At 75.2% G+C, this 21,851-nt stretch carries 21 protein-coding genes; 3 read left to right on the top strand and 18 right to left on the bottom strand.

Features of this window, described 5'->3' with window-relative positions; genetic code table 11:
• Positions 1-41: 41 nt before the first annotated feature.
• The 10 genes from JOF54_RS13645 to JOF54_RS13600 form a co-directional block, all read right to left on the bottom strand.
• Positions 42-635, bottom strand: coding sequence for a TlpA family protein disulfide reductase (locus tag JOF54_RS13645; protein WP_307804163.1), 594 nt, complete (start codon positions 633-635; stop codon positions 42-44).
• Positions 636-655: 20 nt separating this feature from the next.
• Positions 656-1,330 carry a histidine phosphatase family protein gene (locus JOF54_RS13640; RefSeq protein WP_210056746.1) on the bottom strand — a complete coding sequence of 225 codons (675 nt, stop codon included), beginning with the start codon at positions 1,328-1,330 and terminating at the stop codon, positions 656-658.
• Positions 1,331-1,334: 4 nt separating this feature from the next.
• Positions 1,335-2,696 (bottom strand): glutamate-1-semialdehyde 2,1-aminomutase, encoded by a 1,362-nt coding sequence (gene hemL, locus JOF54_RS13635; protein WP_210056744.1) that lies wholly within the window; start codon positions 2,694-2,696, stop codon positions 1,335-1,337.
• On the bottom strand, positions 2,693-3,706 hold the full coding sequence (gene hemB, locus JOF54_RS13630; protein ID WP_210056742.1) for a porphobilinogen synthase: 1,014 nt from the start codon (positions 3,704-3,706) through the stop codon (positions 2,693-2,695). Before hemB ends, hemL begins: the two co-directional genes overlap by 4 nt.
• Before the next feature lie 32 nt (positions 3,707-3,738).
• On the bottom strand, positions 3,739-5,388 hold the full coding sequence (locus JOF54_RS13625; RefSeq protein WP_210056740.1) for a bifunctional uroporphyrinogen-III C-methyltransferase/uroporphyrinogen-III synthase: 1,650 nt from the start codon (positions 5,386-5,388) through the stop codon (positions 3,739-3,741).
• A 57-nt stretch (positions 5,389-5,445) separates the two neighbouring features.
• On the bottom strand, positions 5,446-6,486 hold the full coding sequence (gene hemC, locus JOF54_RS13620) for a hydroxymethylbilane synthase (RefSeq protein ID WP_210056739.1): 1,041 nt from the start codon (positions 6,484-6,486) through the stop codon (positions 5,446-5,448).
• Positions 6,483-7,760 carry a glutamyl-tRNA reductase gene (locus tag JOF54_RS13615; RefSeq protein WP_210056737.1) on the bottom strand — a complete coding sequence of 426 codons (1,278 nt, stop codon included), beginning with the start codon at positions 7,758-7,760 and terminating at the stop codon, positions 6,483-6,485. Before JOF54_RS13615 ends, hemC begins: the two co-directional genes overlap by 4 nt.
• Positions 7,760-8,623 (bottom strand): redox-sensing transcriptional repressor Rex, encoded by an 864-nt coding sequence (locus JOF54_RS13610; protein WP_307804162.1) that lies wholly within the window; start codon positions 8,621-8,623, stop codon positions 7,760-7,762. Before JOF54_RS13610 ends, JOF54_RS13615 begins: the two co-directional genes overlap by 1 nt.
• Before the next feature lie 80 nt (positions 8,624-8,703).
• On the bottom strand, positions 8,704-8,970 hold the full coding sequence (locus JOF54_RS13605) for a glutaredoxin family protein (protein ID WP_210056734.1): 267 nt from the start codon (positions 8,968-8,970) through the stop codon (positions 8,704-8,706).
• Positions 8,967-10,490, bottom strand: coding sequence for a class I adenylate-forming enzyme family protein (locus tag JOF54_RS13600; RefSeq protein ID WP_210056732.1), 1,524 nt, complete (start codon positions 10,488-10,490; stop codon positions 8,967-8,969). Before JOF54_RS13600 ends, JOF54_RS13605 begins: the two co-directional genes overlap by 4 nt.
• Before the next feature lie 106 nt (positions 10,491-10,596).
• Between JOF54_RS13600 and JOF54_RS13595 the strand changes: the two genes are divergently transcribed.
• A complete protein-coding gene (locus JOF54_RS13595; RefSeq protein ID WP_210056730.1) occupies positions 10,597-11,502 on the top strand; it encodes an HAD family hydrolase in 906 nt (301 codons plus the stop codon).
• A 21-nt stretch (positions 11,503-11,523) separates the two neighbouring features.
• On the opposite strand, the gene JOF54_RS13590 is transcribed toward JOF54_RS13595, so the two are convergent.
• Genes JOF54_RS13590 through JOF54_RS13575 form a run of 4 tightly spaced genes read right to left on the bottom strand, consistent with a single transcriptional unit; the run spans position 11,524 to position 14,011 of the window.
• Positions 11,524-11,847, bottom strand: a complete 324-nt coding sequence (locus JOF54_RS13590; protein ID WP_210056728.1) for a hypothetical protein — start codon at positions 11,845-11,847, stop codon at positions 11,524-11,526.
• A 10-nt stretch (positions 11,848-11,857) separates the two neighbouring features.
• Entirely contained in the window at positions 11,858-12,856 is a 999-nt protein-coding gene (locus JOF54_RS13585) for a lysophospholipid acyltransferase family protein (RefSeq protein ID WP_210056726.1), read from the bottom strand.
• Positions 12,849-13,895, bottom strand: a complete 1,047-nt coding sequence (locus JOF54_RS13580) for an NAD-dependent epimerase/dehydratase family protein (protein WP_210056724.1) — start codon at positions 13,893-13,895, stop codon at positions 12,849-12,851. The genes JOF54_RS13585 and JOF54_RS13580 overlap by 8 nt, the downstream gene beginning before the upstream one ends.
• A gap of 14 nt (positions 13,896-13,909) precedes the next feature.
• Positions 13,910-14,011, bottom strand: a complete 102-nt coding sequence (locus JOF54_RS13575; RefSeq protein ID WP_042842924.1) for a 30S ribosomal protein bS22 — start codon at positions 14,009-14,011, stop codon at positions 13,910-13,912.
• A 163-nt stretch (positions 14,012-14,174) separates the two neighbouring features.
• Here JOF54_RS13575 and JOF54_RS13570 point away from each other — a divergent pair, with 163 nt between their 5' ends.
• Complete coding sequence (locus JOF54_RS13570) at positions 14,175-17,192, top strand: glycoside hydrolase family 2 TIM barrel-domain containing protein (protein WP_210056722.1); 3,018 nt, start codon at positions 14,175-14,177, stop codon at positions 17,190-17,192.
• 119 nt (positions 17,193-17,311) lie between these two features.
• Complete coding sequence (locus JOF54_RS13565; RefSeq protein WP_210056720.1) at positions 17,312-18,265, top strand: type IV toxin-antitoxin system AbiEi family antitoxin domain-containing protein; 954 nt, start codon at positions 17,312-17,314, stop codon at positions 18,263-18,265.
• A 38-nt stretch (positions 18,266-18,303) separates the two neighbouring features.
• Here the strand turns inward: JOF54_RS13565 and JOF54_RS13560 are convergent, their stop codons facing one another.
• The 4 genes from JOF54_RS13560 to JOF54_RS13545 all read right to left on the bottom strand — a co-directional run bounded on the left by JOF54_RS13560 (position 18,304) and on the right by JOF54_RS13545 (position 21,777).
• Positions 18,304-18,534 carry a helix-turn-helix domain-containing protein gene (locus JOF54_RS13560; protein WP_091409474.1) on the bottom strand — a complete coding sequence of 77 codons (231 nt, stop codon included), beginning with the start codon at positions 18,532-18,534 and terminating at the stop codon, positions 18,304-18,306.
• 180 nt (positions 18,535-18,714) lie between these two features.
• On the bottom strand, positions 18,715-19,845 hold the full coding sequence (locus JOF54_RS13555; RefSeq protein WP_210056719.1) for an acetoin utilization protein AcuC: 1,131 nt from the start codon (positions 19,843-19,845) through the stop codon (positions 18,715-18,717).
• Positions 19,846-19,853: 8 nt separating this feature from the next.
• Complete coding sequence (proC, locus tag JOF54_RS13550) at positions 19,854-20,729, bottom strand: pyrroline-5-carboxylate reductase (RefSeq protein WP_307804155.1); 876 nt, start codon at positions 20,727-20,729, stop codon at positions 19,854-19,856.
• A 4-nt stretch (positions 20,730-20,733) separates the two neighbouring features.
• Complete coding sequence (locus tag JOF54_RS13545; protein WP_210056717.1) at positions 20,734-21,777, bottom strand: aspartate-semialdehyde dehydrogenase; 1,044 nt, start codon at positions 21,775-21,777, stop codon at positions 20,734-20,736.
• Between the last annotated feature and the right edge of the window lie 74 nt (positions 21,778-21,851).

Here is a 21,851-nt window from a genome sequence, read left to right as displayed (position 1 = left end):
GGCCCAGCTCCCCAGGTCCAGCGCGACGAGGTCGAGGGGGGTCACTCCGCGGCCACCTGGTCGATCATCGTGACCAGCGTCAGCTGGGAGATCTCGCCGAGGACGCGCGCGGCCAGCCGGCCCTGCGCGTCGACGATCAGCGTCGACGGGATGGCCGAGGGCGGCAGCGTGCCGGAGAACTGCAGCAGGGCCTTGCCGTCGGGGTCGTAGATGCTCGGGTAGCCGATGTCGAAGGCGCGGACGAAGGCCCGGGCCTGGGCCGGGTCGTTGTCCCGGGTGGTGATGCCGAGGAACTGGGCGCGCCCCTTCGTCGCCTCGCTGGCCCCCTTCAGGGCCGGCGCCTCGGCCCGGCACGGCGCGCACCAGGAGCCCCAGACGTTGATGACGAGGACCTGGCCGCGGAAGTCGGCCGTCGAGAGCGGCTTCCCGTCCAGCGACGTCCCGCTCACCACCGGCAGCTCGACGCGGTCGGCGGGGGCGATCTGGGTGAGGTTGCCCCGCACCCCGACGTAGCCCTCCTGCCCGGCGCTGCGGGTGCCCTCGTCCGACCCGGTGGTCGTGCAGCCGGCGAGGACGACGAGCGCCACCCCCACCACGACGGCGCGCAGCAGGGCGGCCGGGGTGGTGGGGCGCACGGGGCGGGAGGGGTGCGGCACTAGGAGCCCGCGACGAACTTCGTCGGCACCGGGGCGGTGTACAGCGACGCCGCCGGCTCGCGGTAGCTGACGCCGCTGACCCGGCCGTCGACGACGGTCAGGGAGGTGACGCTGGCCAGCCGGCACTCGCGGCGGCGGGGGTCGTGGAAGAGCCGACGGCCCTCCGCGTCGCAGCGGGCCATCCAGATGGGCAGCTGGTGGGAGACGATGACGGCCTCGTGGCCGGCGGCCGCGGCGGCGGCGTCGCGGACGGCGAGCCGCATCCGGGCCACGATCTCGCGGTACGGCTCGCCCCAGGTAGGCCGCAGCGCGTTGCGGAACAGCCACCAGCTCTTCGGGTTGCGGATCAGCGCCGAGCCCGTCACCTTGAGGCCCTGCAGCTGGTTGTCGGCCTCGATGACCCGCTCGTCGGTGGTCACCGGCAGCCCGAGGGCGGTCGCGAGCGGCTCGATCGTCTCCTGCGCCCGCTCCAGCGGGGAGCAGCGCAGGTGGGTGATGTCGCGGGTCCGCAGGTCCTCGGCGACCAGGCCGGCCATCTGCTGGCCCAGGTCGGAGAGGTGGTAGTCGGGGAGCCGCCCGTAGAGCAGCCCGGCGGGGTTGAACACCTCGCCGTGGCGGACCAGGTGGACGACGGTCCGGGTGCCGGCGGGGGACGCGGGGGAGGTCGGGGTCACCGGCTCATCCTCTCCCGCCCGCGGCAGCGGCCGCGGCAGCGGAGGCCCGCGGCAGCGCGCTGACGACCCGGTCCAGGGCCCGGTCGTCGTGCGCGGCGGAGAGGAACCAGCCCTCGTAGGCGCTCGGCGGCAGGTAGACCCCGGAGTCGAGCATCGCGTGGAAGAACGCGGCGTAGGCGGCGGTGTCCTGGGACGACGCGGTGGCGTAGTCGGGGACGGAGGTCACGCCCTCGGGCACGAAGAAGACGCTGAACAAGTTCCCGGCGGCCTGGATGACGTGCGGCACGCCGGCGGCGCCGAGGGCGGTGGCCACCTCGGCCTGCAGCCGGGCGGCGGCCCGGTCGACGTGGGCGTAGACCGCGTCGGTGGCCAGCCGCAGCGTCGTCAGGCCGGCGGTGCTGGCCACGGGGTTCCCCGAGAGCGTGCCGGCCTGGTAGACCCCGCCGACGGGCGCGAGGCTCTGCATGAGCTCGGCCCGGCCGCCGAAGGCCGCGGCCGGGAAGCCGCCGCCCATCACCTTGCCGAAGGTCATCAGGTCGGGCGTGACGCCGTCGAGGCCGAACTGGCCCGAGCGGCTGACCCGGAAGCCGGTCATCACCTCGTCGGAGACGAAGAGGGCCCCGTGCTCGTGGCAGAGGTCGGCGAGGAACCGGTTGAAGCCGACGCCGTCCTCGACGCCCGGGGGGACGACGCCCATGTTCCCGGCGGCCGCCTCGGTGAACAGGCAGGCGATCTGGTCGCCGTAGGCGGCGAAGGCCTCGCGGACCGCGGCCCGGTCGTTGTAGGGCAGCACGAGCGTGTCGGCGGTGGTGGCCTCCGTGACGCCGGGCGAGCCCGGGATCGCGAGGGTGGCGACGCCGGAGCCCGCCGCGGCGAGCAGGGCGTCGACGTGGCCGTGGTAGCAGCCGGCGAACTTGACGACCTTGTCCCGGCCGGTGATCCCGCGGGCCAGCCGCAGCACCGACATGGTGGCCTCGGTGCCGGAGTTGACCAGCCGGACCTGCTCCACCGGGGTGCGGTCGATGATCTCGGCGGCCAGCTCGACCTCGGCCGTCGTCGGCGCGCCGTAGGAGGTGCCGTGCGAGGCCGCCTCGGCCACCGCGCCGATCACCTCGGGGTGGGCGTGCCCCAGCAGCATCGGCCCCCACGAGCAGATGAGGTCGACGAGCTCGTTGCCGTCGACGTCGTAGAGGTAGGGCCCCGAGGCCCGCGCGATGAAGCGGGGCGTGCCGCCGACGGAGAGGAACGCCCGGACGGGCGAGTTCACCCCGCCGGGGGTGACCTGCTGGGCGCGGGCGAACGCGGCGGCCGACCGCGCGTCGACGGAGGTGTCGGGCAGCGGGCTCGACGTGGGCGTGACGGTCATCGGGTGGTCCCTCGGTGGTAGCGCTCGGCCCACTCCTGGGCCCAGTAGGTCAGCACGACGTCGGCGCCGGCACGGCGGATCGACGTCAGGGTCTCGGCGATCGCGGGCTCGCGGGCGATCCAGCCGTTCGCGGCGGCCGCCTCGACCATCGCCATCTCGCCGGAGATGTTGTAGGCCGCCACGGGGACGGGCGAGACCTCGGCGACGGCGCGGATGACGTCGAGGTAGGCCAGCGCGGGCTTCACCATGACGATGTCGGCACCCTCGGCCACGTCGAGGGCGACCTCGCGCAGCGCCTCGCGGACGTTGGCGCCGTCCTGCTGGTAGGTCTTGCGGTCCCCGGTGAGCGAGGAGTCCACCGCCTCCCGGAACGGGCCGTAGAAGGCGGAGGTGAACTTCGCGGCGTAGGCCATGATCGTCGTGTCCTGCGCCCCGTCGGCGTCCAGCGCCGCGCGGATGGCGCCGACCTGGCCATCCATCATACCGCTGGGCCCGACGACGTGGGCGCCGGCCCAGGCGTGCAGGACGGCCATCTGGGCGAAGATCTCGACGGTGGCGTCGTTGTCGACGACGCCCGAGGGGGTCAGCACCCCGCAGTGCCCGTGGTCGGTGAACTCGTCGAGGCAGACGTCGCTCATCACCAGCAGGTCGTCACCGACCTCGCTGCGGACGGCGGTGATGGCCCGGGTGAGGATGCCGTCCGGGTCGAGCGCCCCGCTCCCCCGCGCGTCCTTGTGCTCGGGGACGCCGAAGAGCATCACCCCGGCCAGACCGGCCTGCGCCGCGTCGACCGCGGCCCGGCGCAGCGTGTCCAGGGTGTGCTGGACGACGCCGGGCATCGAGCTGATCGGCCGCGGCTCCGCCAGACCCTCGGCGACGAAGGCGGGCAGCACCAGCCGGCGCGGCTCGAGCGTCGTCTCGGCCACCATCGCCCGCATGACGGGAGACGTCCGCAGCCGCCGGGGGCGGTGCGGCAGGGAGCGGGCCGGGCGCTGGTCGGGGGTCGTCATAGCCCACCAAACCTACCGCCCGACCTCCCGGATCACACCCGCCGACGGGGTGACGTGCGCCTCTGCGACGGCTTGAGGACGGGCTCGCCCTCGGCCAGGAAGGCGTCGCGCCGCTCGGCCGCGAAGGCCGCCAGCGCGTCGGCCAGGTCGACCACCGACGGCTTGCCGGCGACGACGTCGACCCGCAGCCCGTGCTCCTCGCAGGTCTTCGCCGTGGCCGGCCCGATCACCGCGATGATGGTCGAGGCGTGCGGCTTGCCGGCGATGCCGACGAGGTTGCGGACGGTGGAGGACGAGGTGAAGACGACCGCGTCGAACTTGCCGGTCTTGATGGCCTCGCGGACCGGGGCCGGCGGCGGGGTGGCGCGGACGGTCCGGTAGGCCGTCACGTCCTCGACCTCCCAGCCCAGCTCGGTCAGCCCGGCGGTGAGGGTCTCGGTGGCGATGTCGGCGCGGGGCAGGAACACCCGGTTGATGGGGTCCAGCACCTCGTCGAAGGGCGGGAACTCCGCGGCCAGGCCGGCGGCGGACTGCTCGCCCTGGGGGACCAGGTCGGGCTCGATGCCCCAGCCGCGCAGCGCCTCGGCGGTGACCGAGCCGACGGCGGCGACCTTGAGGCCGGAGAAGGCGCGGGCGTCGAGGCCGTACTCCTCGAACTTCTCCCGGACGGCCTTGACGGCGTTGACCGAGGTGAAGGCGACCCACTCGTAGCGGCCCTCGACGAGGCCGCGGACGGCCTTGTCCATCTGCAGCGGGCTGCGGGGCGGCTCGACGGAGATGGTCGGCACCTCCTCGCTGTGCGCGCCGTAGGTGCGCAGCCGCGCGACCATCGGGGCGGCCTGGTCCTTGGTGCGGGGCACCAGCACCTTCCAGCCGAACAGCGGCTTGGTCTCGTACCAGCTGAGCTCGCGGCGCTGCTCGGCGGCCGCGCCGAGGATGACGTGCAGCGGGTCGTTCGGCGGGGCCTTGATCGAGTCGACGGCCAGCACGAGCTCGTCGAGCGTGCTGGGCAGCGTGATCTGCTCGGTGCTGCCGCCGTGCAGGGTGACGACGACGTGGTCGGTGCCCGGGCGGCCGGCGGCCTTGGCCGCGTCGACCAGCGAGCCGACCATCGAGACCAGGGTGCTGCAGACGACGGTGGCCGCCCCTCCCCACTGGGAGGTGTTGGCCTTGCTGAACTTGCCGTCGGTGACGGAGGCGAACTGCACGCCGCCGGAGTGGATGAGGTCGATGCCCGCGTACTCGGGGACGGCGGTCAGGCTGGAGACGCCCGGCACCACCTCGAAGTCGATGCCGCCCTTGACGCAGGCCGCGGCCTCGTCGGCGACGGCGTTGTCCAGGAACGGGTCGCCGGTGACGAGGCGGACCACGCGGGAGCCGGCCGAGGCGTGCTTGAGCACGAACTTGGCCCGCACCGACGGGGACAGCGGCCGGCCGGCCTCGGTGGTGCCCAGGATGGAGACCTCGGCCTCCGCGGCCACCTTGACGGCGGGGTGCGCCAGGATCTCGGACTGCCGGTCGGTGTCGAGGATGACGGCGCTGGCGTCGGCGAGGGCGGCGATGGCGCCCAGGGTCAGCAGGTCGGGGTCGCCCGGGCCGGTGCCGACGAAGATGACGCGGCCGCGGGCCGCGGGGGCGGCGGGAGAGGTGGTGCCGGGGTGCTGCACCGAGGATGTGCTCACTGACGTCTCGCGTTCTGTTGTCCAGGGCCGCCATCGCTGGCGGGCGGTGGGAGTGAGTTAGGTCGAGCGGGGGGCAGGTCGGTCGTCGGACTGCAGAGTGGCCAGTACCCCGCTGGCGTGCCTCATCCCGAAATCCTCGGGGTTTTCTGAGAATCCCTCGGCCTCGAGACGAAGTGGCGCCGGAGCACTTCCGGGAGCGGTCACCACGCTGCTCAGTAACGTTCTCCCAATTACCGCGCTCAGAGTCAAATCGTGACTTGTACCACGGACGGACTTGACAACCGCGCGCGCACCCACCGGGGCCGTGCAGCCGGCCTCGAGCCGGGCGAGGAACGCCCGCTCGGCGCGCGCCTCCGCGTGGCTGACCGCGTGGTCGAGCGCGCGGACGTGCTCCTTGAGCTCCGGGTCGAGCGCGTGCGCCACCTCCAGGGCCAGCGCGCCCTGCCCCGGGGCGGGCAGCATGAGCGACAACGGCAGGATTTCCGCGGGCAGGTCTTTCACCACCGCGTTTGTGACAACGGTGTCGGAATTCTCGGCGACCTCGTCGAATTCCAGATATCCGAGCCGGCGCAGCCCGGCCGCGGCCAGCACGACGGCGTCGACCTGGCCGCTGCGGACCAGTCCCAGCCGGGTGTCGACGTTGCCGCGGACGGCCACCACGACGACGCGGCGACCTTCCCGCGCGGCCCAGTCCTCCAGCTGCACGGCCCGCCGCGGTGCACCGGTGCCCACCCGGGCGCCGTCGTCGAGGTCGGCCAGCCGGCGGCCGACCAGCACGTCGCGGGTGTCCTCGCGCTCGGGCACGGCGACGACCTCGAGGTCGGGGTCGGGCGCAGTGGGCAGGTCCTTGAGGGAGTGCACGGCGACGTCGATCTCGCCGTGCCGCAGCGCGTCGCGGACCGCGCCGGCGAAGACGCCGGTGCCGCCGATCTCGGTCAGCGCCCGCTGGTCGACGTCACCACGGGTGGTCACCCCGACGAAGCTGGAGGGGACGCCGCGGGCGGCGAGCAGGCCGGCCACCAGCTCGACCTGGGCCCGGGCCAGCGGCGACGTGCGGGCCCCGATCCGCAGCACCCGGGTGCCGGTCGCCGAGCTCACGCGGACGGGACCTCGGCCGACATCACGGCCGCCACGGTCTGCGGGTCCAGCGCGAACAGCTCGCGCAGGGCGGCGGCGTAGTCGACGGCGTCGGGGTCGGTGGAGAGCTCCTGGACCCGGACGGTGGGCTGGTGCAGCAGCTTGTCGACGACCCGGCGGACGGTGCGCTGCACCTCGTCGCGCTCGCGGTCGCCGAGCGCGGGCAGCCGGCTGCTGAGCCGGGCCATCTCCCCCGCCACCACCTCCGAGGCCATCGAGCGCAGCGCGACGACGGTGGGGGCCACCTGGGCGGCGCGGCGCAGGCCCAGGAAGTCGCGGACCTCGGCGCGGACCAGCGCGCGGGCCTCGGCGACCTCGCCCGAGCCGGACTCGTCGTCGCGGCCGGCGACCAGCCGGTCGAGGTTGACCAGGCTGATGCCGAGGGTGTGCACGTCCTCGGAGACGTCGGGCGGCAGGGCGAGGTCGACGACGCCGGTGACCGGGGTGCCGGCCAGCTGGTCGGCGCTGATGCTCATCGAGCGGGCGCCCGTGCAGGTGACGAGCACGTCGGTGCCGGCGAGGGCGGCGTCCAGCTGGTCGAGCGGCACGGCATGGCCGCCGACGGCCTCGGCGAGCCGCTCGGCCCTGGCCAGCGTCCGGTTGGCGCAGCTGACGTGGGCGCCGGCCGCGGCGGCGGTCCGGGCGGCCAGGCCGGCCATCTGCCCCGCCCCGACCACGAGCACCCGGCGGCCCTCGAGCCCGCCGCGCTCGGTGGCCAGCAGGTCGTAGGCGGCGGTGACCAGGGAGCGGCCGGCCGAGCCGATGCCCGTCTCGGTCTGCACGCGCTTGCCCACCCGCAGCGCCTGCTGGAACAGCGAGTTGAGCACGGTGCCGACGGTGCCGGCGGCCTGGCAGACGCTGAGCGCCGTCCGGACCTGGCCGAGGATCTGGCTCTCCCCCAGCACGACCGAGTCCAGCCCGGCGGTCACCGAGAAGGTGTGGGCCACCGCGCCCTCGTCGAAGAACACCGCGCACAGGGTCCGCAGCTCGGAGACGCTGAGGCCGGCCACCCCGGCCAGCGCCTCGACGGCGTCGTCGAGGCCGCCGTGGAAGCGCGAGACCGACGCGTAGAGCTCGGTCCGGTTGCAGGTGGACAGCACCACCGCCTCGTCGACGTGGTCGGAGGCCACCAGCTGCTCGGCCAGGGCCGCCGTCGCGGTGGCGTCCATCGCCAGCCTCGACAGCATGCCCACGCTCGTCGAGCGGTGCGAGACGCTCACCACCAGAATGCTCATCAGTCCTCGTCCTCGGTGTGACCTGCGGAGTGCGCCAGGGCGCGGGCGGGAGCGCCCGCCGGCACCGGCACGGGGTTCGGGTCGCCGGCGTCCACCGGCTCGATGGTGCCCGGGCCGGCGGCGGGACCAGCGCGCGTCCCACCGTCCTCGGCCCGGCGGTGCTCGTGGTAGGCGAGGATCTGCAGCTCCTGGCCGAGGTCCACCTTGCGCACGTGCACGCCGTCCGGCACGGCCAGCGGGACCGGCGCGAAGTTGAGGATGCTGGTGACCCCGCGGCGGACCAGCCGGTCGGTGACGTCCTGGGCGGCCTCCGACGGCGTCGCCACCACCCCGATCACCGCCCCGGTCCGGGCCAGCAGGTCCTCGAGGTCGCGGAGGTCGGTGATGGCCAGCCCGTGGATGCGCCGCCCGACCAGCGCCGGGTCGGGGTCGACGAGCCCGACGACGCGGAAGCCCCGGGAGCGGAACCCCGAGTAGTTGGCCAGCGCGGTGCCGAGGTTGCCGAGCCCGACGATGACCACCGGCCACTCCTCGGCCTCCCCGAGCGCCCGCGCGACCTCGAAGCGCAGGTGGGCGACGTCGTAGCCGACGCCCCGGGTGCCGTAGGAGCCCAGCAGGGAGAGGTCCTTGCGCAGCTGCGCGGGCCCGACGCCGGCCGCCTCGGCCAGCTCGCCGCTGCTGACGGTGACGGTGCCCCCGGCGGAGAGCTGGGCCAGGGCCCGGAGGTAGACCGGCAGCCGGGCCACGGTGGCGTCAGGGATCCCCCGGGGCGCCGTCTCGCCGGCGGCCGGGTCGGGTGCGGTCTCCGCGGGGTTCGGGTGTGCGTCGTCACGAGCCTCACGCAAGGTCTCGGCGGAAGACACACCTCTCCTGGTCTGTGGGGCGAACGCGCTGGTCGGCACAACTCTAGGAGCCGCGACCGGGCCGCACAAATACGGTCGGGCTAGGCCTTACCCGCCAGCGCCGCGCGCAACCGGGCCGGGTCCACGGCCCAGAAGTCGTGCTGCGTGCCGTCCACGAAGGTCACCGGCACCTCGTCGGTGTAGCGGCGCAGCAGCTCGGCGTCGGTGGTGATGTCCTGGGTGGACCAGCCCGTCCCCGTCTCGGCGCACACCCGGGAGACGACCTCCACCGCCTGCTCGCAGAGGTGGCAGCCCGGCCGGGTCAGCACCAGCACCCGCTCCTGGGCCGGCGCCCCGCCGGCCGTCATGCCCGGTCCTGCTCGGTGCGCGTCATCTCTCTCAGCAACCCCTTCCGGATCTTCCCCGTGGCCCCCCGCGGGAGCGCGTCCAGGACGTGCACGGCCACCGGCCGCTTGAACCGGGCCAGCCGCTGCCCGCAGTGGGCCTCGACGCGCTCGGCGCTCAGCCCGCGCCCCTCGACGAACGCGACCAGCTGCTCACCGCTGCGCGCGTCGGGCCGGCCGACCACCGCGGCGGCCTCGACCCCGGGCAGCTCCATGATGGCGTGCTCCACCTCGGCGGGGTACACGTGGAAGCCGTCGACGACCACCAGCTCGCGCGCCCGGTCCACCAGGACCAGCTCGCCGTCGGCGAGGTAGCCGATGTCGCCGGTGGCGAACCAGCCGTCGGCGTCGGGGCCGCCCGTGCCGTCGGGCCAGTAGCCGGAGAACAGGTTGGCGCCGCGGACGGCGATCTCGCCCGGCTCGCCGGGCTCGCCGTCGACCCGCACCTCGACCCCGGGCAGCGGCGGGCCGACGTGGCCGGGCCCGCCGCCCGTGCCGCCGAACGTCGCGGTCACCCCGGGCGCGGCCTCGGTGAGCCCGTACCCGCGCTCCACCCGCAGCCCCGTCCGGGCCTCGAAGGCCGCCGCCAGCTCCTCGGCCAGCGGGGCGGCCCCGGCGACGACGGTGGTCAGCCGGCCCAGGCCGGCGTCGAGGTCGGGCTCGGCCAGCAGCCGCGCCAGCGTCGAGGGGGCGAGCGGCAGGTCGGTCACGCCCTCGGCCCGGACCAGGGCGGCGAGGCCCTCCCGCGGGCCGTCGGCGAGGACCAGCCGGGCGCCCGAGCCCAGCCAGCCGCCCAGCACCGCGTTCAGGCCGAAGACGTGGAACAGCGGCAGCGTGGCCAGCAGGACGTCGTCGGGCCCCAGCACGCCGAGCCGGCCGACGTGCTCGACGTGGGCCAGCAGCGCCCGGTGGGTGAGCATCGCGGCGCGGGCCCGGCCGGAGGTGCCCGCGGTGGCGAGCAGCACGGCGAGGCTCTCGACGTCGGCCGGGGAGCTGACCAGGGCCGGGTCGGCGGCCAGCGCGGCCAGGCCGTCCTCGGACAGCGGGAGGCGGGTCACGCCGTCCGGGACCGCGACGCCGTCGGGCGCCAGCAGCACGCGCGCGCCGGTTCCGGCCAGCGCGGCAGCGGTCTGCCCGGGCGGGGCGCCGGGGTCGAGCGGGACGACGACCACCCCGGCCCGCAGCGCGGCCAGGTAGCCCACCACCCAGTCCGCCGAGGCCGGGCCGAGCAGGCCGACGCGCTGGCCGGCGAGCAGGCCGGACGCGCTGAGCCCGGCGGCGACGGCGCTGACGCGGGCGTCCAGCGCGGCCCAGGTGAGGGTGCGGCGGGGGGCGGGGCCGGCGGGGGGTGCGGGCTGCACGAGCGCGGTGGCGTCGGGCCGCTCGGCGGCGCGGGCGGCGACGAGGTCGGCCACGTTGGACCAGGCTCCGGACCGGGCCGGCGGCACGGTGACGAGCGGGACGCCCGGCTGCGCGCTCTGCACGGCAGGAGTCTGGCACAGCGCCGCCCGCGACGGGGTCGGGCACGACCGGGCCGCTCCCGCCGTTCCGCGCGGCCGGGCGCCGCACGGCGGGCGTTAGGGTGAACGGATGAGCGATGCTGAGGGCTCGGCCCCGGCGTCGGGGACCGGTCACGGGACCGAGGTCCACGAGGACGACGTCCGCCCCCTGCCCGGGGTCGGCGCCTCCGCCGTCGAGGTCGCCCCGCTGCACACCGAGCCCGACCCGCGGGCCGCCGCGTTCTTCGACCTGGACAACACCATGATCAAGGGCGCGTCCATGTTCCACCTGGCCAAGGGCCTGTACCGGCACGGGTTCTTCGGCAGCCGGGTGATCGCCAAGGCCGTCTGGCTGCAGGTCTGGTTCCGCGTCGTCGGCCGGGAGAACCCCACCCACATCGAGGACGCGCGGGCCGCGTCGCTCTCCTTCATCGAGGGCCACACCGTCGCCGAGCTCGAGGAGATCGGGCAGGAGACCTACGAGGACGCCATCCACCCGCGGATCTGGCCGGGCACCCGGGCGCTGGCCCAGCAGCACCTCGACGCGGGGCAGCAGGCCTGGCTGGTGACGGCCGCACCGGTCGAGGTCGCCGGCATCATCGCCGCCCGCCTCGGCCTCAACGGCGCGCTGGGCACGACCGCCGAGCACGTCGACGGCGTGTACACCGGCCGGCTGCGCGGTGAGCTGCTGCACGGGGCCGCGAAGGCCGACGCGGTCCGCGCGCTGGCCCTGGCCGAGGGGCTGGACCTGGACCGGTGCTCGGCCTACTCCGACTCCGTGAACGACCTGCCGATGCTCTCCGTCGTCGGCCACCCGGCCGTCATCAACCCGGACAAGCGGCTGCGCCGGCACGCGCAGGAGCAGGGCTGGCCGGTGCGGGACTTCCGGCGCGGGCGCCGGGCCGCGCGGGCCGGGCTGCTGGGCGCCGGGGGTGCCGCGGGGGCCACGGGCGCCTTCGCCGTCGGCGTGGCGCTGCGGCGGATGTTGCGCCGCTGACCCGGGCTCGGCGGGTCGGGGTCAGCCGGCCCGGGTCCAGGGCCGGCGGCGGGCCCGCGGCCGGGTGAGCACGGCGGCCGCGACGACGTGGACGAGGTAGGACAGCAGGCCCAGCACGGCGAGCTTCGCCCCCTGGTCGGGCCGGTCGGTGAGGACCACGGTCCCGGCGACGACCACGGCCAGCAGCGCGAGGACCGCGGCCCCGGCGTCGAGCAGCCCGCGCAGGTCCGGCGGGCCGGAGCGGTCGGACGCCGGCGGATCCGGGGGCCGGCGCGGCGCCCGGTGCACGACCGCGACGGTGAAGCCGGCCGTCGCGGCGAGCAGCAGCACCAGCGCCCAGGTCACGGCCTGCCCCTCAGCCGAACACGCCGCGGCGCTGCACCAGCAGGGCGTAGAGCGTCTGCTGGATCGTCTCGCGGACCTGGTCGGTGATGCTGAAGACGACCATCGGGTCCTCCGCCGCGCCGGCCGGCAGCTCGTCGGTGGTGATCGCCTCGCCGAACTGGACCACCCACTTGCTGGGCAGCGGCACCAGCCCCAGCGGGCCGAGCCAGGGGAACAGCGGCGTGACCGGGACGTAGGGCACCCCCAGCGCGCGGGCCAGCAGCGGGGCGGTGGCCAGCAGCGGGTAGATCTCCTCCGAGCCGACGACCGAGACGGGGATGATCGGGACCTGCCCGCGGACCGCCGCCGAGACGAAGCCGCCGCGGCCGAAGCGCTGCAGCTTGTAGCGGTCGGCGTAGCGCTTGCCCAGGCCCTTGAACCCCTCGGGGAACACCGCGACCAGCTGGTCGGCGGCGAGCAGCCGCTCGGTGTCCTCGCGGCAGGCCAGCGTCGTCCCGGTGCGCCGGGCGAGGTCGTGGGAGAAGGGGGTGGCGAAGATCAGGTCGGCGCCCAGCAGCCGGACGTGCCGGCCGGTCTCGTCGAAGACGACGCTCTGCAGCACCATCCCGTCCAGCGGCATGGTGCCGGCGTGGTTGGAGACCAGCAGCGCCGCCCCGTCGGCCGGCAGGTTCTCCGCGCCCCGCACCTCGACGCGGAACCAGTGCCGCACCAGCGGGCGCAGCAGCGGCAGGAAGACGCGCTCGGTGAGGTCGGCGTCGAAGCCGAAGTCGTCGACCGCGTAGTCCCCGGTCAGCCGGGAGCGGACGAAGCCGACCAGCTCGGCCAGCGGCTGCTCCCACTCCAGCCCGACGGCGTCGGCGGCGGCCGCGGCCACCAGCAGGGGCTCGGCGACGGCGTCCCGCAGCGGCGGCCGGCCGGCGGCGGCCAGCTCGCGGCGCACGTCGCCGACCAGGCCGCGCAGCTCGGCGCGGACGGCGGCCCAGCCGGTCGGGGCGGCGGGCTCAGCCACGGGTGGTGTCCCCGCGGCCCAGGACGCGGTCCAGCCCGCGGCGGAGCCGGTCGGGGTCCAGGGCAGCACCCAGCCGGTCGGGGTCGAGCGGGCCGGGGGCACCGGCGGCCGCGAAGTCGTCGAGCGCCTGGCGGCTGCTGTAGCGGGGGGTGAAGCCGGTGGCGGCGCGGAACCGGGTGACGTCGAGGCCGCGGCCGTAGGTGAGGGCGGCGACCTGATCGGCCGTGATGTCGGCCAGCCGGGCGCGGCGCGAGACCCGCGCCACCAGCGGGGCGGCGGGCTGCGGCACCGGGGCGGCCAGCCGACCGGTCCGGCGGACGGCCTGGCCCAGGGTCACGACGTCCTCGGCGGCGACGTTGAAGGTGCCGGGGACGTCGCGCCGTGTGACCAGCTCGAGGGCGGTCACGGCGTCGTCGGGGTGCAGCAGCTGGAACCGGGCGTCGAAGCCCGCGACGCGCGGGACGACCGGGAGCGACAGGTAGCGGGTGAGCAGGCCGTCCGCGCCGGCGCCGACGAGGCTGCCGAGGCGCAGGGTGGTGACCACGACGTCGGGCCGTCGGCGGGCCAGCCCGCGGACGTAGCCCTCGATCTCGACCGCGTCCTTGCCGTAGCCGTCGCGCGGCGCCACCTTCGCCGCCATGTCCTCGGTGAACCGGGCGGGGTCGCGCGGCGAGGCGCCGTAGACCGACCCGGAGCTCTGCACGACGAGCTTGGCGAAGCCGTCGGCCTGCTGGCACGCCGCCAGCAGCTGCATCGTGCCGATGACGTTGATCTCCTTCATCGACGCGCGACCGCCCGCCGCGGCGGGCGCGGAGACCACGGCCATGTGCACGACGGTGTCCACACCACGCCCGCTGACCACCTTGGCGATCACGGGGCTGCGGATGTCGGCGCGCACGAAGGTCGCCGCACCCAGGTCGTACCGGGGCGGCGTGACGTCGACGCCCACCACGGTGAGGTCACCGGGGGCGGCGAGGGTGCGGGCGACGCGGGCCGCCAGGCCACGGGAGACCCCCGTGACCAGGACGACCCGCGCCATCGCTCCGCTGGGTCTTACTTGCCGGCGCGGCGGCGCTGGATGCGGGTGCGCTTGAGCAGCTTGCGGTGCTTCTTCTTCGCCATCCGCTTGCGGCGCTTCTTGATGACCGAACCCATGAACAACCTCTCGACTACCGAGACGCCGTCGGCCTCGGGCTGTTACGAACACGTCCGGTCTGCCGCCGGACAACCCTGGCATGCTACCCGGCGCGGCGGACCCCGCGCGAACCGGCGGCCGGGACGGGCGCCGGCGGCACCCCGGGCGGTAGCGTCGGCGCCCGTGGCCCACCATGTCGAGGACGTCAGCCCCGGATCCGGTTCGCGCAGCACCCCCCGCGCCTGGCTGCCCAGCGACGCGCCGTCGCTGAGCCTGGACGGGGAGTGGCAGTTCCGGCTGCACCCCAGCCACCGTGGGCTGGCGGAGCCCCCCGCGGCCGACGGCGGCTGGGGCACCGTCACGGTGCCGTCGCACTGGGTGCTCGGTCCCGACGGCGTCCCCGTCGACGCGGGGCGCGGCCGGCCCATCTACACGAACGTCCAGTACCCCTTCCCCGTCGAGCCGCCGTTCGTGCCCGACGAGAACCCCACCGCCGACCACCGCCGCGCCTTCGACCACCCCGGCTGGGACGTGGAGCGGGTGCTGCTGCGCTTCGACGGCGTCGAGTCGGTCCACCAGGTGTGGCTGAACGGCACGGAGGTCGGCGTCTCCACGGGCAGCCGGCTGGTCAGCGAGTTCGACGTCACCGCGGCCCTGCGACCCGGGGAGAACGAGCTGCTCGTCCGCGTCTCGCAGTGGTCGGCGGCGAGCTACCTCGAGGACCAGGACCAGTGGTGGCTGCCCGGCATCTTCCGCAGCGTCACGCTGCTGGGCCGCCCGGTCGGCGCGCTGGACGACGTCTGGCTGCAGCCCGGCCTGGTGGCCGACGCCGAGGGCGCCGGGTTCCGCGGCACGCTGCTCCCCGTGCTGCAGGCCGGTCCGGCCGCCTGGCCGGTGAGGGTCCGGGTGCCCGAGCTGGGCGTCGAGCAGGTCTTCGCCGACGCGGCCGCGCTGGCGGCGTTCGAGGTCGGGGAGGTGCAGGCCTGGACCGCCGAGACGCCCCGCCTCTACACCGTCGAGGTCGCCTCGTCCGGGGAGACGGTGACGGTCCGCGTCGGCTTCCGCGAGGTGCGCGTCGAGGGCGACCGGTTCCTCGTCAACGGGGCGCCCGTCACCTTCCGCGGCGTCAACCGGCACGAGACCCACCCGGTCCGGGGCCGCGTCTTCGACGAGGAGCACGCCCGCGCCGACATGGTCACCATGAAGCGCGCCAACGTGAACGCGATCCGCACCAGCCACTACCCGCCGCACCCGCGGGTGCTGGACCTGGCCGACGAGCTCGGCTTCTGGGTCATCGACGAGTGCGACCTGGAGACGCACGGCTTCGAGTTCCAGGGCTGGCGGGACAACCCGTCCGACGACCCCCGCTGGACGGCGGCCTACCTGGACCGCATCGAGCGGACCGTCGAGCGGGACAAGAACCACCCCTGCGTCGTGATCTGGTCGCTGGGCAACGAGGCCGGCACCGGGCGCAACCTGGCCGCCATGGCCCAGTGGGTGCACCGGCGCGACCCCGGCCGCCCCGTGCACTACGAGGGCGACTACACGGGCCAGTACACCGACGTCTACTCCCGGATGTACCCGGCGCTGGTCGAGCTGGAGGCGATCGGCAGCGGCGTCGGCCCCGTCCGGCACACCGGTCCCGCCGAGGCCGAGCGGGTCCGCTCGAAGCCCTTCCTCATGTGCGAGTACGTGCACGCGATGGGGAACGGACCGGGCGCGATCGCCGAGTACGACGCGCTGGCCGAGCGGTACCCGCGGGTGCACGGCGGCTTCGTCTGGGAGTGGCGCGACCACGGCCTGGCCACCCGCGCCGCCGACGGGACGCCCTTCTACGGCTACGGCGGCGACTTCGGCGAGGTCGTGCACGACGGCAACTTCGTGATGGACGGCATGCTGCTGCCCGACGACACCCCGACCCCCTCGGTGGCGGAGTTCGCGGCCGTGCACACGCCGGTCGTCCTGACGCTGGCCGGCCCGGTGCTGGGCGTCCGCAACCGGTACCACACCGCCGACACCGCCCACCTGCGCGTGGTCGCCGCCGTCGTCTCGGCCGAGGACGGGTCGCTCGGCGAGGAGACCGTCCTCGACGTGCCGGTGCTGGCGCCCGGGGCGTCGGCCTCCGTGGCCCTGCCTGACGCGCTGGTCGACGGCGCCGACGGCGGCTGGTGGGACGTCCGCGTCGAGCTGGCGGACGACCAGCCGTGGGCCCCGGCGGGCCACGTGCTCGGCCGGGTGCAGGCCGCCCGGCCCGTGCGCACCGCCGTCCGGCCCGTCCTCCCCCGGCCGGCGGCCCTGCCGGCCCTGGTGACGTCGGCCGCGCCGCTGACGCTGGGCCCGGCGACCTTCGACCCGCGGACCGGCCGGCTCACCCGGCTGCACGGCCTCGACGTCGACGGCCCCCGCCTGGAGCTGTGGCGGGCGCCGACCGACAACGACCGGGGCGCGAGCTTCGGCTCCTACGAGATGGCCACGCCCGAGGAGACGCCCTACGGCACCGGCGAGGCCGGCCCGTCGTCGGAGCAGCGCTGGCGCGCCCGCGGTCTCGACCGGCTGGTGCACCGGCTGCTGGACCTGCGGGCGGACGAGACGTCGGTCGTCAGCACCGTGCGGGTCGGCACCGCGAACAGCGGGCTGTCGGTGGAGGTCCGGACCCGCTGGCAGCGGGTCGACGGCGGCCTGGGCTGCTTCGTCGACGTCGTCCCCTCGACGGGCTGGGACTGCACGTGGCCCCGGGTCGGCGTCCGCCTCGACCTGCCCGCGACGGTGGAGCGGGCGGCCTGGTTCGGCACCGGTCCGGCCGAGTCCTACCCCGACACCCGGACCGCGGCCCGCGTCGGCCGCTTCGACGCCGGCCTCGACGAGCTGTCGGTGCCCTACTCGCGGCCCCAGGAGACCGGGCACCGCTCGGACCTGCGGCACCTCGAGCTGTCCGGGCCCGACGGCGTGGCCCTGCGGCTGCGCACCGCGACCGACACCGCCGGCCGGCTGCCCGGCTTCACCCTGAGCCGGCACACGCCGCAGCAGGTCGACCGGGCCCCGCACCCGCACGAGCTCCCCGCTAGCGACCGGACCCACCTGTTCGTCGACGCCGCCGTGCACGGCGTCGGGAGCCGGGCCTGCGGCCCGGACGTGCTCCCGCAGCACGCCCTCTGGCCCGGCGCCCACCAGCTGACGCTGGTCTTCGAGGACCTCGGCTGAGTCTGTGGGGACTTCGGGGTCGAAGTCGACCCCGAAGTCTCCACAGGATCCGGCCTGCGGGCGTGCACAAGGCTCGCTCGCCGTGTGCTGGTGGTGGGGCGCGTCCGGAGGGTGCCGTCATGCAACCCCGGACCCGGATCTCCGACGGCCTCCTGCGGCTCGCCGCCCTGCAGGACGGCGTCCTCACCCTCGAGCAGGCCGTCGGCCACGGCGTCACCCCGACGGTGGTCAAGCGGCTCTGCGCCCAGCAGCAGTGGCAGCGCCTCGCTCGCGGGCTGCTGCTCACCAGCGCTGCCGCGCCACCTTGGCGCGCGTGGGCCTGGGCTGGCGTCCTCGCTGCGGGTGACGAGGCGCGGCTCGGACCCGAGGCCTCGGGGCACCTCTGGGAGATCTCACCCCAGCCTCCCGACGTCGTCGACGTCCTCTGCCCGCTCCCGAGCCGTCCCACGGTGCGAGGCCCCTGGGCCTTCCGGCGCGAGCGGCCGGACGTCCGTTCGCCCCGCTCGGTCGGGTCGCCGCCGCGCCTCACCGCGGCCGACACCGTCCTGGACCTGTGCGCGGTGCGAGGCGAGGGCGAGGTGGTGGACGTCGTCACCCGCGCCGCGCGGCTGCGGCTCACCAGCGCCGACGAACTGCTCCGGGCTCTGGCCGACCGCCGGGTCCACCCGCGGCGCCGGCTCCTCACCGAGCTGCTGAACGATGTCACCGAAGGGCTGGAGTCACCGCTGGAGCTGCGCTACCTGCGTGACGTCGAGCGGGCGCACGGGCTGCCCACGGGCCGCCGCAACCGCTACCGGGGCGGGCTCAGGCACCGCAGCGACGTCGGCTATGACGACTACGGAGTGCTCGTCGAGCTGGACGGCAGGCTCGGCCACACGGGCGAGGGCCGGTTCCGCGACTTCCGGCGGGACAACGACTTCGCCGTGCGCTCGCTGCTGACGCTCCGCTACGGCTGGCACGACGTCGCCGAGCTGAGCTGCGAGGTGGCCCAGCAGGTGGGGCACGTCCTCGCGACCCGCGGTTGGGCCGGGGTCCCCGACCGCTGCCGGGGGTGCCGTCGCGTGGTGTGGTGAGTTCGGGGTCGAGTACGACCCCGAACTCGCCACAGCTCCTAGCCGGTCTCGAAGAAGGCGTCCCGCAGGTAGGCGTGGACCGCCTTCTCCGGGACCCGGAAGCTGCGGCCGAAGCGGACGGCCTCGAGGTCGCCGTTGTGGATCAGCCGGTAGACCGACATCTTGGACACGCGCATCAGGGCCGCGACCTCGGCCACGGTGAGGAAGCGCACCCCGGTCAGGTCGCCTCCGATCGGGGTGACTCCCCCGGGCTGGGACTCGTTCGTCATGCCTCACCCATCTCTGTCGGGCCCGCTCCGCGCAGCGCTCGGCGTCGGGTACTGCAGTGAGGCTAGTGGTTGGAGGGACGCCAGCGATAGTGCGAGTTCCGACTCACAGGACGACACGCCGCGGAAGAAGTTGACCCCGACCCGATCCCGACGGACACTTCGCCGCCGCGAGGCCCCGGGTCAGAGGCCCGGGTCGAGACCGAGCTCGGGGTAGACCGCCCGGCGGGTGGCGAGGACGGCCTGGTCGACCCGGCTCTCCGGGTTCACGCCCTCCTCGAACGACGTCCACGCGGCGTCCGCCCCGTCCGACATCGACGTCGGGGCCCAGGGCCCGATCGCGTCGCGCCAGGCCTGCGGGGTGGGGGTGGCCGGCGGCACGGGTTCGCCGCTGACGATGGCCAGCAGGTGGGTCCAGGCCCGGGGCACCACGTGCAGCAGCGCGTATCCGCCGCCACCGGTGGAGACCCAGCGGCCCCCGCAGAGCCGGTCGGCCAGCTCGGCCAGGGCCAGGTAGGAGGCGCGCTGCCCGTCCAGGGACAGGTCGAGGTCGGCCAGCGGGTCGTGCTCGTGGGAGTCGCAGCCGTGCTGGGTGACGAGGACGGTCGGCCGGAACGCCTCGAGGACGTCGGGCACGACGGCGTGGAAGGCCCGCAGCCAGCCGGCGTCCGTGGTCCCGGGCGGCAGCGCGACGTTGACCGCCGTCCCCTCCGCGCCGGGCCCGCCGATCTCGTCGGGGAAGCCGGTCCCCGGGAACAGGCAGGCGGGGGTCTCGTGCAGGCTGACGGTCATCACCCGCGGGTCGTCGTAGAAGATCGCCTGCACGCCGTCGCCGTGGTGCACGTCGACGTCGACGTAGGCCACGCGCTCGCAGCCGGCCTCCAGCAGCCACTGGATCGCCACGGCGATGTCGTTGTAGACGCAGAACCCGCTCGTCGAGCGCGGCATGGCGTGGTGCAGCCCGCCGCTGATGTTGGTGGCGCGCAGCGCCTCGCCGGACCAGACGCTGCGGGCGGCCTCGACCGTCGCCGAGGTCACCAGCGCGGAGATCTCGTGCATGCCCTCGAAGACCGGGTTGTCGGTGGTGCCGAGCCCGAACTCGGGGTCGGGCAGCCCCCGCTGCACGGCGGCGATGTAGGCCGGGTCGTGCACCCGCGCCAACAGCTCCAGGTCGGCGGGCGGCGGCTCGACGACGTCCAGCCGGTCCAGGACGCCCAGCTGGCGGGCGAGCTCGACGGTGTTGCGGACCCGGCCGGGAGCCATGGGGTGGTCGCTGCCGAAGTCGTAGCGGCCCAGCGCCTCGCTGTGCACCATCCGACCCCTCACGGGCGGACCTCCGGCTGGCGGGCGGCCTGAGCGAGGTCGCGGCTGCGGTCGCGGGCGGCCTCGATGGCGCTGAGGAACGCGGCCCGCACCTTGTGGTCCTCCAGCTGGCGGATGGCCGCGGCGGTCGTGCCGCCGGGTGAGGTGACGCGCTCGCGCAGCACCGTCGGGTGCTCACCGGTCTCGCGGAGCAGCTTGGCCGAGCCCAGCATCGTCTGCACGACCAGCTCGGTGGCGGTGTCGCGCGGCAGGCCCAGGTGCACGCCGCCCTCGATCATGGCCTCGACGACGAAGAAGAGGTACGCGGGCCCCGAGCCCGAGATGGCGGTGACGGCGTCCTGGTACCGCTCGGGCAGGGCCACGACGCGGCCGGTCGCGGAGAGGATCTCGGTGACGCGCTGCAGGTGCTCGTCCGTGCTGGCCGAGCCGGGCGAGATCGCCGCCATCCCCTCGTCGACCTGGGCGGGGGTGTTGGGCATGACCCGGACGACGGGGGTGCCGGCCGGCAGCGCGGCCTCGATCGAGGCGGTGTCCACGCCCGCGGCCAACGAGACGACGAGGGTGCCCGGCCGGAGGGCGGGCGCGATCTCGGCCAGCAGGTCGCCCATGTCCTGGGGCTTGACGACGAGGACGACGGTGTCGACGGCCGCGGCCGCCTCGGGGTTCTCCAGCACCGCGATGCCGTAGCGCGCGCTCAGCTCCAGCTGGCGCTGGGGGCGGCGGTCGGTGGCGATGATCCGGTCGGGCGACCAGCCCGCCCGGACCAGCCCGGACAGCACCGTCTCCCCCATCACGCCCGCGCCCAGGACGGCGAGCCGCAGCCCGCCACCGGGCACCTCGACCCCGTCGTCGACGGCGGCCCCGCTGGCCGTCACGTCCTCAGGCCTGGTCCGCGACGAGGCGCCCGGCGAGCAGCTCGGCGATCTGCACGGCGTTGAGCGCCGCCCCCTTGCGGAGGTTGTCGTTGGAGATGAACAGCACGAGGCCCTTGCCGGCCGGCGCGGACTGGTCGGCGCGGATCCGGCCGACGAAGCTCGGGTCGGCCCCGGCGGCGTCCAGCGGGGTCGGCACATCCATCAGCGCGACGCCGGGGGCACCGGCCAGCAGCTCGGTGGCGCGCTCGGGGCTGAGGTCCTCGGCGAACTCGGCGTGGATCGCCAGCGAGTGGCCGGTGAAGACGGGCACCCGGACGCAGGTGCCCGCGACCAGCAGGTCGGGCGCGTGCAGGATCTTGCGCGACTCGTTGCGGAGCTTCTGCTCCTCGTCGGTCTCGCCCGAGCCGTCGTCGACGACGGAGCCGGCCAGCGGCAGCACGTTGTAGGCGATCGTCTTGACGTAGGTCTGCGGGGCCGGGAACGTGACGGCGTCGCCGCGGAAGGCGAGGCCGGCGGCCCGGTCGGCCACGGCGCGGACCTGGCCGTCGAGCTCGGCGACGCCGACGCCGCCGGAGCCCGAGACGGCCTGGTAGGTGGCCACCTGCAGCCGGGTCAGCCGGGCCTCGCGGTGCAGCGGGGCGAGCACGGGCATGGCCGCCATCGTCGTGCAGTTCGGGTTGGCGATGATGCCCTTGGCCGGGCGCAGCGCGTCCTCGCCGTTGACCTCGGCGACGACCAGCGGCACGTCCGGGTCCATCCGCCAGGCCGAGGAGTTGTCGATGACCAGCGCGCCGGCGGCCGCGACCTTGGGCGCCGTGGCCTTGGAGGCGGTCTTGCCGTTGGAGAACAGGGCCAGGTCCAGGCCCGAGAAGTCGGCCGTGTCGGTGTCCTCGACGACGATCTCGCGGTCCTGCCAGGTCAGCGAGCGGCCCGCGGACCGGGCGGAGGCGAAGAACCTCAGCTCGGTGACCGGGAAGCCGCGCTCCGCCAGCAGGGTCCGCATCACTCCGCCGACCTGACCGGTCGCTCCGAACACACCTACGCGCATGCGCCCAGCCTAAGACCTCCCCGTCCGCCCGGCCGCCGACTTCCACACCGCGGATCTTGCTGCTGCAAGCCTCC

It is taken from the genome of Microlunatus capsulatus (genome assembly GCF_017876495.1).
Lineage (GTDB): Bacteria > Actinomycetota > Actinomycetes > Propionibacteriales > Propionibacteriaceae > Microlunatus > Microlunatus capsulatus.
This window is presented reverse-complemented; position numbering and strand designations above follow the sequence as displayed.